The organism is Cupriavidus pampae, from assembly GCF_914271485.1.
Classification (GTDB): domain Bacteria; phylum Pseudomonadota; class Gammaproteobacteria; order Burkholderiales; family Burkholderiaceae; genus Cupriavidus; species Cupriavidus pampae.
Window position 1 is genome coordinate 127957 of sequence record NZ_CAJZAG010000012.1, and the last position, 12757, is coordinate 140713.

Genomic DNA, 12757 nt, shown 5'->3' on the forward strand with positions numbered 1-12757 from the left:
TTATACGGCCTCATCGGCGGCCTCAGCCAGCCCGAGCTTCCATTCGGCGGTGAGCTCTGCAGCCAAGCGCTGGATGGTGGACGAATCGATATCGTCATCCACGAAGCCATCATTGCGCTCGGCCTGTGACAGCGTGCGCTGGGCCATCACATAGTCTTTGCAACCGCCCTCAGGGAAGCGACGTTTCAAGATGCGACGCGCCTCGATCGGCGGCATGGCGCTGTACAGCTTGTTGCGCAGCGCGCGGTCCTCGCCGGTGGTAGACAGGGCCCAGAGCTCCAAGCCGCCGCTCGAAGCCGTCATCAACTGGCTGAGCTCGCCGTCCTTTGTTTTGATCTTCGCGAGAATGGTCGCGCCTTCCCGCTTTGCCCCCTTCACGTAGTTCTTCAGCGCGCGCTCTTCGGTTTCGGACAGCGAGAAGATGTCGCGAATTTTGCGACGGGTCGTTTCGTTGCCTTGGTCGAGAATGAAGATGGAGGTTGCCAGTTCGGCCAGCTCCTTGAAATCGTCCGGCAACTGGCTAGCTAGCGCGATCTCCAGCATCCACTTTCGCGACTCACGCCCGAACACCGTGATGAATTCCCGCAGCATCGCAGAGAATTTTTCTTCGGTGGCCGCGCCTTGCGGCCCGGTCTTGTGATACTCGTCGACAAAGAGCCGCTTGTACTCTTCCCCGTACTCTTCCACGCGGCCGGCATGATAGCCACGGTACTTCTCGGGGATGCTGTCCAGATCCTCCTTAATAACCGAAAACTTGCGCGTGAAGGAATTCATCGCGGCCATATACATGGCCGTGGCCTGCTTGCGCGCTGCAGGCGAGCCCGTCGGCACGACATCCTGCAGGTCCAATGCCATCACACGCGATTCGCCGACATCGAACCTCGTGTTGCCCTTGAATATCTCGTATTCAAGCGTGCGGATCATGCGGACGAACTCGTCTACGCAATCGGCAGGATGGGAATCGGTGATCTTCTGGCTCGATGCGACGTTCAAGAAGTCGGTCATCGTGGGAACTGCATAGCGCTGCGCGACTGAGGCGGCGTAGTAGCGGCCTTTGTCAAAAAGCGCGTCAACGATCTCCCACCACGTTGTGGCATCGTTGTAGGGGATATCGTAGGCCTTCACTTCCTTGAGCACCGTCTCATTCCAATTCGGGTTGAATTTCTTCGGGTTACCCCGCTCATCCTGATCCGAGCACTGGATATACGTGAAGTCGACGACTTCGGAAATCAGTTGCGGCATGAACGTGTGCGCAGTGCCACGCTCGGCCGGCGTGACACAGAGCAACAGGAATGTACGCAACTGCTCCTTCTCACGGGGCAACGGCAGTCGCAGACCCAGTTGCGTATCGGCCTGATTCATGGCGTAGCGCTTGTCGTTCTGCAAGCGCACGTAGACTGCCTGATGTTTCTGGTCGTCCGGCAGCGCGTCCTTGATGAGGCTGATGAAGCCGGCTGATGAAATGCCGATGTCGATCACGCAGATGAATGGCAGTCGCTTGAGGCCCGGCATCAGACACATTTCCGTGTTGAGCCGGTTCGCAAGGACCGATTTCCCCGAGCCCGGGCCACCAAAGTACAACGAGATCCATGTGCTTTGCAGCGTCGAGAAGAACTCGTATGGCAACACCTTCCCGTCCAAGGTCCGGAACAGGGTGGTGCCTTTCGGGAACGGGCTCGCAGGCCTCGCGAGCGGAAGCATCTGGATTGCCGTCTCCAGCGGCGGCGCCGAGGCGACCGCAATGGAGTTGAGCGTCATCCCGGGAACCGCGCTCATCACGCCCGCGATCGGATCTCCGAGCTCCTCTTCCGGCGTCATGCTGCCCCAGTTCTGAATTGCCGACGACAGTTTGGACCGCCGCATCATGAGGCAGTCGGCATCATCGTGCTTCGCCCAAGTGAGCGCCATGATGTGCATCTTGACAATGCTGCCTTGGCCGGCGTCCTTGTATGCGCGGAGCCCGCTCGCGGCTGCCGAAAGATTACGATTGCTCTGCGTGAATGCCATGATCGCAGCGAACGACGACTTGAGATCAAACACACGCAGGCCGTCGCCTTCGAGCAGGAAACTGACGGCGTAGGGTACGCGGCGCTTCACCCGCTGCCCCTTAATCAGTTCCTCGGCGGCCATGTTGTTCAACGAACGAAACAGGGACTGGAAGATGACCGGACGGCGCTGCGGAATTTTGACGCCCACCGGCGCAAAGGTCCGGTCCGAGAACCGCACCGCGCGGGTGTCGGTCACGACGCCATCGTGAGAATCGCTCTTCCCTTTCGGCCCGATTTCGGCCGGAGCGAGGAATATCTGGTCGTCCAGTCGCGGAAACATGAATTCGCTGACGTCCTTGGGCCGACGATTGCGCTTCCACAGCGCGATCTTGTCATCGCCCCGGAGGATTGGGCGCCAGCTCTTGGGGCGCGAACGGTACAGGAACCGGCTCTGCTCGCAGATGGCTTCACCGGCATCCACGATTTCGACGGAAGCGCGTAGGCGCGTGAGCTCATACACCACACGACTGACAAACGTCTCGTGGCGGTCTTCGAGGTATCGCAAGGGCCGCAGCAGATTCTGCGCATTGCGCATCGGCGGCACCTTGTAGGTTTCGCGAAACGACTTCGCTTCGGCGGCCGACAGCTTGAGCTCTTCGCGAGACAGCACAGCCTTGGTGGTCCACAGCACGATAAAAACGTGCTCTTCCATGCAATGGCCGCCATAGACGTTGACCCGCTCGTCAAGCAGGTCTTTGAGCTTGAGCCCGAGCGTATCTGCCGTCTCGTACATCGGGTCGAGGATCCGTCGGAATTCCTCATGCGGATCGTTGTCGCGCATCAGCACGACTTGCACAAGGTGCCCACGCTGCCCGAGGAACGGCTCTTGCATTGCCGTGATTTCGTCCGTCAGGATGCGGAAGTCCTCCTGTCCCAGCAGCGTACGGTAGCCGTGGTACCGCAAGACCGTACCAATGGCACCGCTCTTCGCCACGAGGTGACCACTGGTCGTCGTCGTTTCAAGATCGCAATAGTCATTGATATCCTGCTTCAGCTTGGACATCAGCAGCGATGCTGCGTGCTCGATGGTTTCGACAAAATCCGAGATCAGCTTAGTCATTGCATTCCTTCAACCGTTCAACTGGGCCATCAGCTTTTGAATGCCGTCAATCGCCTGTCCCTTGTCGCTGATCGCCGCCAGCGCGTCCAGCTGCATCACCAGTTCGCCGTCGCCCTTCCGCCGAACCTGCATCTCCACGCTTTTCAGTTTCAGCTGACGATTCGTGGGCGCGTTCGGATCCACATCGTCTTCATTCGTCTGCGTCAAGGCGCACCTCCGTCTGGTATTCGCGATATTTCGAAACGGGCACGTCCAGACCGTGTTCGGTCGCAGCTTCGATGACGTCTGCGGTCGCGCCCGTCGGGTAATAGGCGATTACGTTGCCCCAGCCGTAGCCGAAGATGTCGAACCCATCTTTCTTGAGCGCGGCCGCCTTGGTGAAAGACAGGACCCGATCCATCGCCCGGTACCAGATCGCGCGCGGCAGGAAAACCTTCTTGCCCATCCGGTTGACACGGGGATTGGCAAGCGATGCCCAGAAGTTCTCTACAACGAGACCGAGCGACGCTGAGGCGAGCGAAAAGTCACCCTGTGAGGGAAACGCATCCAGTTCCTTCTGGTGCTGGAATCCGTCCTCACACACGAATGCGCCCGTGACCTCGATCTCGCAATACTCAGAGAGCAGTAGCAGTTCAGGTTGCGACACCCAGCTGCGCTCCGTGGCCGCGCCCGAACTGAAACTGATGAGCTCGGCCAGTCCGCCGCGACGCCCCTTGATGATTACGTTAGCCAGCATCGGCATATCCTCGCTTCCGAGGATCCAGTCGATACGGTCGCGGCTGCCAGCCGGCAGGCGTGCGCTTTGCAGATACACCCAACGGTTGTTGCTCGGCACCGGCGTGCTCAGCACGTCGAGGGCGTGGGTGTAGCGCGGCCGGCGCAACGATATGCTGCGCCAGTCCTTGCGCGGCCGGCTCATGACCGCATGCCACTTTTGATATCCCCGCTCCATCGCTTCGTTCAGATCTTGGCTGATGCGCCCGGTCACCGGATAACGCAACCCGATGTACTCTGCGAGTGTCTTGGTGATGCCCTTTGGCATCTCCGCTTCGAGATCCAGCTTGAGCGTCTGGGTCGCGATGCGCATTGTGCGCATGAAGAGACCGGACAGCAGTTCTGCGGCGCGATCGACGGCCATCTGATCCGGGCCGAGACCAAACTCGTCGCACAGTCCTTTCACGTCGGAGCGGAGAAAGCCCGACGAATAGAGGTTCGGATGCCGACCCAACGAGTTGCTGTTGAAGTCAAGAAATTCGAAATTGGTGAGCCACTTCACGTCCGATTCGAGCTCCGTCACGGTCTTGATGCGGCGTGCGCGCCCACCCTCGATCGATGCAAAGCCGTCGGTCGCGGCGCGCGTCGCGCCGGTGCGGCGCTTGCTCGCGGCATCGTCGAAGAGCACGACGCCAAATCGTTGCTGCGTCATACGGCGCTGTCCTGATCGTGTATGCGGGCCACGTTCGCAAGCGTGCTCTGAACAAGAGCAGCGAATTGCTCGTCTTGCAGAATGCTGTACCACGCGTGGATGGGCATCTTGCGCTGCTGGTCTTCGGACCAGAACTTGAACTGGGCGTCGAATCGCTCGGGGCGAGGCATCAGCCGCAGACTGCCCAGCAGTTCGCCACGGCGGGCGTACTCGTCGTCCGTCAGCTGCATCAAGACGTTAGCCAGCAGGGACGGTCCGATGGTCTCCAAGCTAAGTCGCTTGGTGAATTCCTTCGATTGCCCATTGGCTTCGAGCAGCGCACTGAAGCGGTTCTTCACGTTCGCGCGACGGTTCACCAACAGGCTCCCGAGCGACTTGACGTGCATGAAGAGGTTCTGGTGCATGAGCTTGTGCTCTTGGCTGAATTGCGAAGCGTCGGTCTTCTCGACGATCCACATCACGAGACACAGCTGGTTCAGCTCGGCCTGAGAAAGCTCTGGCATGGCGATGACGTAGCCACCATCGCGCATACCGGCCATGCCGATGTGGAACACTTGATGACAAAGCGGACACGCGCACGCCAAATTTTCCTTGGCGTTGTTGGCATGATCGTCGTCGAGGTGGTGCACCTCTTGGTACTTGTCAGACTTGAGGCCGCAGAATTCACACGAATACCCTGCGGCCTCAAGTACCGGGCCCCGTACCTTCTGAAAAGCCTTGTCGGCCTCGCCCGCATGGTCGTGCATGCGCCAGACCTTGCGTTTTGCAGCCATCAGCAGCGGTGGAAGCGTACGGAGCTTGGCCATATGCTCAGGTCGCGATCGTGTTGCGAGTGTAGCCCAGCAGCAGCGTGGCGATCGTCATGGCCGCGCCGACTACAAGGCCAATGAACGCGCCCTTCGGGTTCTCGCGCTCTTCCTTGCCGGCCTTGTAGAGACCATAGAGGCTCAGACAGAAGATGATGACGCCCAATGCAGTAAAAACAATTACCCACGTGTCGATACCGGATTGGGTAACCGTCTTAGCTTTGGTGAAGGTCGCGGTCAGGTCATTGTTACCGGCGCCGGTCGAGTTTTTCATGTCGTCCAGTTTCAGTCCAGTCTGCGCGCTACCGGTTGATGCGTAGCCGATCATGGTCAGAGCCATCAGCCTTTCGTACAGCTTTTTCATTGCTAACCTCCCGAGGTACGTGGTGAATCAGAAAATAAAGATCTTGACGAAGTCGAATCCAGTCCATAGCGACATCTTGGCCAGAAACTCCTCCATGTAGATGCACAGGCAACCGCCGATGACATAGGCAATTGCACCGCCCCACTCCTTCTCAACGCCGTTGTAGTAGCGATTGAGGAGCATCCAACCGCGACCGGAGGCCAACAGGCCCAGAATCGCAAACAGCCCGAAGATCGCCGCAATCGCGGCCTGCTGCGTAGCCGTCATACCGGACCCATTCAAGCCCAAGGCCCCATTGTTTACTTCGGTGCCGAGAAGGGTGTTCTTGGTGACGGCCGTGATGTAGAGCAGGCTGGTCAGCAAAGCCCCAGTCAGTAGGCTCGACACCGCGCCGGTGTACGAGACGGTCCTGCCGGTTGGCGTGCGGCCGTCGTTGTTGTTGATGACGTAGAAGGCATAGATGCCTTGGCAGAACAGCACGACGCCGATGGCTGCGATGAGGACAATCAGAAACGCGAAGATGGCCGGGAATGCGCCCGACAGGTTCACGAGAATCTGGAGAAAGTCGGACCAGCTGGACTGGTTGTTCATCGCTGTCCGCTCCGATTAGCGAAAGCCGATGTACTGGTTGTTCTCCAGCACGATCCTGCGATTGCGCGTATCGACTGCGACAACCTTCAATCCATCGATCGCGTCACCCACGGTTACGCTGTCCTCGCGGCCTTCTTTGACACCGCCGGTGCGCTCGTAGAACGCCCGGTTGCCAATCCAGCCCGTGAGGAAGTAGTCGCGTCGCGGCGTCGGCTCACCCGTCGTCTTGGCCGCCGGCGGCGCAGCCTTCGCAGCGGCGACGGTGCGCGGCACGCCGCGTACGACGCCAGCGGCTGCTTCACGTTTTTGCTCAGCGTCGGCGCTCTCTTGCGACTCTTTGGCGGCCGGCTTCGCATGCACTTCCTTCTTGGGCTGCGCCTTCTGCTGCGGCTTTGCTTCGGGCTTCGGCTCCGGCTTCGTCTGCGCCGCAGCATTGCGGCTATCGTTCAGCGCCTTGATAGCGACCGAAAGCTCCTGCAGACGTGCATCCACGTTCGCGAGGCGCTTCTGGATCTCCTCGCGCTCGCGCGGCCAGTCGCGAACGATCTGCGCCGTACGCGCATCCAGCGCGGGCGCGTCTTGTTGGGAATGCGGCGGTGTGACGACAGCAGGCATCTGCGGAGAAGGGGGGCTATGGGCCGCAGCAGCGGCGGCGGCTGCGACTGCGATCGCCGGCTCGTTTGCCGGTACCGCCTGTTGCGGCTCCTGCGGCGCGGCCTGCACCGACTGCTGCATCGCAGGCGCCGGTTGGATTGCCGGTTGTGCCTGCATCCCGGGTTGCACTCCCGGCTGGATCTGGGGCTGCCTCCCCGGTGGCGTCACCATTTGGGCGACCGGTACCGGCGCCCCAGCATTCGGCCCCGCCTGCTGCTGCACCGGGTGGGCCGGCTGCTGCATGATGACTTCGGCTTCAGCGGCCGCTGCTTGCCGCTGCTGCCAGACCTTGTAGGCAAAGGCACTTGCCAAACCGAGCACGACGAGGCCGAAGAGGCCCGATACGATCTTCAACCATCCCGGCACGCCCCCCTTCTTTGCAGCAGCGCGTGCAGGCGGGGGCGGGGTGTCGTCGAGCTCGTGGTCGGCGTCGTCAATGATGTCATCGCCCATCTGGATGTCCGCGTGTTCAAGGGTTGTCACGTTGTGCCTCTTCGAGTAGGTAGTGCTCGCGCTTCAATAGGAAATCAGTATTTTTTTTCTTCGTACACGGGCGCCAAGAAAACGACGGTCAGGTCCTTGTTCCGATAGAGCTTGACGGTCGGCTTGATCGCCTGTGCTTCGCGCGCAAAAGTGTCGCCCATGGCAATGCCGACTTGCCCGGCGGCCATCTGTGCTGTGCGCCGTGCGTCGATCTTGTCCGTGGTCGTAGTCGTCGTTGTCACATTGCCCACGGTGGTTGCGCTCGTGGTACCAGTGATGATGGACGCTGCCTGACCAATACCCTTCAGGGCGCCCGCCACGAACAAGCTGCCGTACTTACGCACGCCGTGCTTGTTCACGTCGTCAGCCATGGCGCTTTCGCCTTCGGAGTCGATGCCGATCGCGGTAATGGCAATCACGCCTTTGCCCGGACGCGACAACTTGTCCAGCACAACAGAAAAGCTCTGGTCGATCGCGTCCTGACTGCTGGGCTCGGCGCGGCCGAGTACGTTGAACGTCTGCTCGCCGTCATAGCAGTTGGCCACGACATCCTTGCGAGCCGCGTCCGAGCTAACACCGAATTTCAAGGTGCAATACACGGCATCGCCAGCATCAAACAGCGGCTTTTGGCCCGACGCTGCGGCCATCTGCTGGCCCGACAATTGAGGTGTAGCAGCTGCGCCGTTCGCCTGTCCGGCGCCGTACGGATTGGCCTGATTTGCCTGCATCGATGTTTGGACCATCTTTGGCGAGCGGTCCGGCAATTCATAGCGGCCGGTCGAAAAGCTTGGGCCGCCTCCCGACGACGGACAGGCCCAACCACGCGCGCAGTTCACCTGCGGCATGATGTCTTCCTTCACATACTTCGCCCGAGCCTGCGGATCCATGACGATGACCTGCGGGGCCGTTGCCGCAGGAGCACTTGCCCCCGATGTGCCGGACGCTGCGGCTGCCGCACTGGCCGGCGCAGCGGCGGGAGCGCTTGCCGGTGCCATTGCATTGCCACCGAGCTTGTAAGCGTTCGCGTTGTCGCCGGTGACAACGGGTTGGGGGATATACACGCCGCCTTGGCGGTTCACCTGCTCGCTTTCTGCATTGATCGCCTCTCGGCGCATCTGCGCCTCGGCGGGGTTCGCTGCAAACGTCGGTGAGGTGCCTTGCGGCGCAGGGGCCAGAGCGCCCGTGGCGTCAACGCGCTGCGCGGTGATCGGAGGTGGCTTGCGATTCCAGCTCATGATGCCAATGACAAGAATGCCGACGATCACGACCCCAAAGGTGATGATCGCCACCCTGCCCTTGCCCGCGCCGAACACGGCCTTGATGTTCCGCTTGCCTAGTTCGCGGCTGCGCTTGTCGGCGGCCTTTTGCGCTTGCGGATCGAATTCCGTGCCCGCGTCATCGAGATCATCCGCCGGATTGATGTTGGGATCGTTCTCGCTCATTGCATTAATTTCCGGAGATGTTCATGGCGTTGGCTTTGCCGTCAATGCTCACGAGCAACGACGGATAGACGCGATTGAAGGCATAAACATGCATGCCGTCCGCGCTGCCGACATGGTTTGCGAATGCCGGGGAAAGCAAGGTGTGGCGGGTGCGCAGATACAGCTTTCCATTCAACATCCATGCCTCGGCGCCGTAGCCGCCGACTTTCAGACGCACCGCGCCTTGCGGCGGCACGCCGTCCAAAAAACCGCCCATAGCGGTGTCCAGTTCTGGCATGCGATCCATCGCAATGATCTGCGGCTTTGCGTTCGGGTTACGCCCCGCAACGCGGACCGGGATCTGCGCGTCCACTTCATCGGACTGCCCGGCCGTGACAACAAACGTCAGCGGCGACGGCAGGTCTTCGAGCTCCACGACGACGTTGCCATAGGCGTACATCAGCCTCGGAGCCAGTTTCACAATGTTCGTGGCAGCGGCCGCGCCGTTGCTGTTGGCGGTGCGCTCGCCGCACGATACGCCGTCCGTTACGAGACTACAGTCGAGGGAAACGCTCTTGACGAACCACGGATTGCCGTTGGTGTCGCTGAAGACCAGCGGTGTGATCCAGCCTGACGAAAGCCGCACCATGCGAGGAGGCTGCGCGGCGTCCGGCTCGATGTAGAACGTGCGCGTGACCGGCTTGGCCACCTTGTTCTGCGGATAGGGCGAAATCATCTGCTTGCGGGCATTCGACGCGCCAAGCTTCAGTTGCTCGATCTGCTCTGGCGTGAGGACCAGTGCGTTTTGCTCCTGCACCGTGCTACGCACGGTCTCCTGAATGATGGGAACGGGAGGGGTCGACACCTGCTGTTGCTGTGCCTGTGCGTGCGCGCCGGCCGCGACGGCCAATGTGCACACACCGAGAATTTTGCGCATGGTCAGTTTCATTTGAGCAGATAGGACGACTCGATGTTGGCCACGGCGATGCCCCGCGAGTTCGCACGAGTGGGTGGAACACGCTTCACGGTCACCTTCAACAGCAGCGTTTCCGTAGTGGGAGCCTTGGCGCCTGCGGTGTACGACACGCTCAGCGGGACGTCGATGATCCACCAAGCCGGTGACGGCGAATTGGGGTTGCTATGTCGGGACAACACGGGCACCCGGCCCGTACCGGCGCTAGTGGCCGACACGACAAAGAAGTTAGTCCGGACTGTTTGCAGTGTCTGGGAATTGCCAAACGCATTCACGTACGCGTTGCGGTATTCCTCGGTCATGTTGCGCGCGGCAACGGTCTCGATCTGGCGTTGGAAGTTTTTGAAATCGTAGGTGTTCACGCCGACGGCGACGTCAACGGCAAACTCGGTGATCGCTGCAAGATCGACGGTCGGCTCGTTGATGCCCGGCACGCTGCAGACTGCAGCGGCGTTGGTCGTCGGGAGAAAGTGCTCGGTCTTGTAGAAGAACGCGTACCAACCGAGGAAGAAGCATGCAGCGGCCATGATGAGCACCAGTGGCAACCAGATGACAGCGGCCCGTTTGTTGTCCGAGTAGTTCTTTGCTTCCTCGTAACGAGTGTCGTGGACGCGCTGCAGATTCTTGTCTGGCTTGTTGCTCATTGGCTGGCTCGGATAATGGGGAGTTCGCACGAGAACACTGTGCCATCGCTTGCGAACGCTTGGACGTGCTCGACAAACAGCGTTGCATAGACGGTGAGTGCCAAGGCGACAGCGGCAAGCCCGTAAGTAGCATATCGGCACACCGTGGCGATATGCGCAAACCATCGACCGACAACGCGATGAAACGCGGGAGAGCGCTCGGTACGCGGATGCCCCCAACTCGTCGCGAACGGGGTGTGTGTTGGCTGGCGCTTAGTCATGACGTGGCAGGAGCGATCGGTAGTCGCGCTTGGCAGTTGGCACGACCACCGGCACCGAAGGCTCGAATGCGATCAACGGCTCGTCAAGCATGATGGCGCGCGTGACAGCCTGTTTCCATTCGGTCGTCGTCGTCACAGCGAATCGTTCGCGCCCGATCTTCCGGACGCTGGTCCAGAGGACCTTTTCGAGCCAGCGTTCGGCAATGCCGGGATTGGTTGGCGGCGCGTGCACGAAGAGGCGAGCGCGCTCCATGAGAGTCTCGAACGTTTCGCCCGCGCTGGCCAATACGGCCTCGGCAATCAATGCTCGGATGTCACTGACGCTCGGGCATTCCGTCCATTCGTTCACCACCTTGCGGATCAGTTGCTCGACGCAATCCTCCCGGACTGCGTCCGGGATCACGCCGATCAGCTCGTTCACAAAGAGGCGAACTCGGACATCCTCGTCCCCCACGCTGTGGGAAAAAACCTGTACGACCTGCTTCGCGAAACGGTGCGCGAAGTACTGCTTGCGCTGGAGCGCGGCAAGTAGTCGGTCGGTCTGGGTGGCTTCCGGCATCGGGCAGGGGCATCAAAAAGGTTTAGATAGCGGTGGCATTCTCCGAGAAATGCGGTATTTGTGTCAATCGTGAAGAGAAAAATAACGTTTTTTTCACGTGCGGCTGTCGCGATTGTGTCGTATATGGCCAATGTCCGAGTTCACCACGTCATTGCACTATGGACGGTGAACACCCACATCCCGGCTGGAGTCCGCTTCTGCCTTTTCTGTCTTTGTTGATCTCCACTCCACCCCCCGCGTGCGCAGGCGCACGCGTTTACTGGGTAGTAGTAAACAGTGGTATACGTTTACTAAAAACTATTGCACAGATCCGGACGGGGCGAATTCCATCGTGAAATCAATGGTTTAATGGCGCTTTTTGGTCGATAGTGTCCGAGTTGACCACGTACTCTGTCCGGGTTGACCACGTAGTGTGTCCGAGCTCGCCACGTACTGTGTCCGGGTTCACCACGTCCTCTGTCCGAGTTAGCCACGGAGCCTGTCCGAGTTGACCACGGTCTTGTGCGTGTTCCCCACGCCATTTGTCCGAGTTCACCACGTGCTATTTCGGCACCGGAATGCCAATGTCCGAGTTCACCACTCCCTTTCGTGGGTGCATTAGCGACGTCGGTATACGGCTACGGCCCACTCGACCGGCTGGATTTCTGTCCAAGTTCACCACGGTTTTGTCCGAGTTCGCCACGCCAACGCGCCGCGTCACCACCCCATGTCCGAGTTCACCACGTAGTTCCACTGCTCTCACCCAGTCCGTCGAGGGTGGCCTGCTTCCCTTCATTCGTTGACATTGCAATACAATGAATGACAGGGAACGTATGCGCATAAAAAAAGGCGCGCCCGGAGGCGCGCCCAACGATGGACAAGACCCGGTGGGTCTTGCAAACAACTATTCAGCGCTTACGCTTGGAACCGTCCCAGAATCGCACGCGGCCGCTGTCACCGTGCGTGAAGGTGTCGTACACCCCTACCCCACCCATTCCAAAGAAGCCGAGCATCTTGGCCACTTGTGTGGGCGTGTAGACATCGTGCTTCACGTCAGCTGCCTTGGCGTGCTTGTGCTCGGAATTCTCCTTGCCGCCTTCCTTCCGATTGGTCTCTTCAGTCCGATAGCCACTGGTGATGACCCAAGGTGTCGGCCGACCAAGTAGCAGCTCCTGCCAGTACTGAGCGCCATACAGGAGATTCAGCAGGTTGACGTCCATCATCACTGTCTGCGATTTCTGCTGGTCGCGCAGGATATAGCAAAGTCGTACGTAGTTGTTGTAATCAACCTGCCCGCCTGACCAATACACCACCCGGTACTCCTCTCCAGTTTCCTGCCGGCGCAGCCATAGCACGCGGTCGCGGACCCAGTAGTCGTCAGTGCGCGCCCCAGCGATCGATGGCACGAGTAGGGCTGCGCCGGCGGCCCCGGCGCGGCATAGAAACTCCCGGCGATTCATGCGGCGGACGCGGCCAGTGCAGGTCGTGC

12 protein-coding genes are annotated in these 12757 nt (G+C 60.1%); all 12 read right to left on the minus strand.

The window, feature by feature from the left end:
• The 12 genes from LDO41_RS27845 to LDO41_RS27900 all read right to left on the minus strand — a co-directional run bounded on the left by LDO41_RS27845 (position 1) and on the right by LDO41_RS27900 (position 12728).
• Positions 1 to 3108 (minus strand): IcmB protein, encoded by a 3108-nt coding sequence (locus LDO41_RS27845; protein WP_223994205.1) that lies wholly within the window; start codon positions 3106 to 3108, stop codon positions 1 to 3.
• Between the two features lie 9 nt (positions 3109 to 3117).
• Positions 3118 to 3315, minus strand: a complete 198-nt coding sequence (locus tag LDO41_RS27850) for a hypothetical protein (protein ID WP_223994206.1) — start codon at positions 3313 to 3315, stop codon at positions 3118 to 3120.
• The gene (locus tag LDO41_RS27855; protein WP_223994208.1) at positions 3299 to 4534 is read right to left on the minus strand and encodes a hypothetical protein; all 1236 of its coding nucleotides are present in this window, start codon (positions 4532 to 4534) and stop codon (positions 3299 to 3301) included. The genes LDO41_RS27850 and LDO41_RS27855 overlap by 17 nt, the downstream gene beginning before the upstream one ends.
• The gene (locus tag LDO41_RS27860) at positions 4531 to 5340 is read right to left on the minus strand and encodes an HNH endonuclease (protein WP_223994209.1); all 810 of its coding nucleotides are present in this window, start codon (positions 5338 to 5340) and stop codon (positions 4531 to 4533) included. The genes LDO41_RS27855 and LDO41_RS27860 overlap by 4 nt, the downstream gene beginning before the upstream one ends.
• A gap of 4 nt (positions 5341 to 5344) precedes the next feature.
• The gene (locus LDO41_RS27865; protein WP_223994210.1) at positions 5345 to 5704 is read right to left on the minus strand and encodes a hypothetical protein; all 360 of its coding nucleotides are present in this window, start codon (positions 5702 to 5704) and stop codon (positions 5345 to 5347) included.
• A gap of 27 nt (positions 5705 to 5731) precedes the next feature.
• Positions 5732 to 6295 (minus strand): hypothetical protein, encoded by a 564-nt coding sequence (locus LDO41_RS27870; RefSeq protein WP_223994211.1) that lies wholly within the window; start codon positions 6293 to 6295, stop codon positions 5732 to 5734.
• 15 nt (positions 6296 to 6310) lie between these two features.
• Entirely contained in the window at positions 6311 to 7432 is a 1122-nt protein-coding gene (locus LDO41_RS27875; RefSeq protein WP_223994212.1) for a hypothetical protein, read from the minus strand.
• Between the two features lie 44 nt (positions 7433 to 7476).
• Entirely contained in the window at positions 7477 to 8874 is a 1398-nt protein-coding gene (locus LDO41_RS27880; RefSeq protein WP_223994213.1) for a TrbI/VirB10 family protein, read from the minus strand.
• 4 nt (positions 8875 to 8878) lie between these two features.
• Positions 8879 to 9802, minus strand: coding sequence for a DotH/IcmK family type IV secretion protein (locus tag LDO41_RS27885; protein ID WP_223994214.1), 924 nt, complete (start codon positions 9800 to 9802; stop codon positions 8879 to 8881).
• Positions 9799 to 10470, minus strand: a complete 672-nt coding sequence (locus LDO41_RS27890; protein WP_223994215.1) for a DotI/IcmL family type IV secretion protein — start codon at positions 10468 to 10470, stop codon at positions 9799 to 9801. The genes LDO41_RS27885 and LDO41_RS27890 overlap by 4 nt, the downstream gene beginning before the upstream one ends.
• Positions 10471 to 10722: 252 nt before the next feature.
• Positions 10723 to 11289, minus strand: coding sequence for a hypothetical protein (locus tag LDO41_RS27895; RefSeq protein WP_223994216.1), 567 nt, complete (start codon positions 11287 to 11289; stop codon positions 10723 to 10725).
• Between the two features lie 887 nt (positions 11290 to 12176).
• Positions 12177 to 12728, minus strand: coding sequence for a YcbK family protein (locus LDO41_RS27900; protein ID WP_223994218.1), 552 nt, complete (start codon positions 12726 to 12728; stop codon positions 12177 to 12179).
• Positions 12729 to 12757 lie beyond the last annotated feature (29 nt).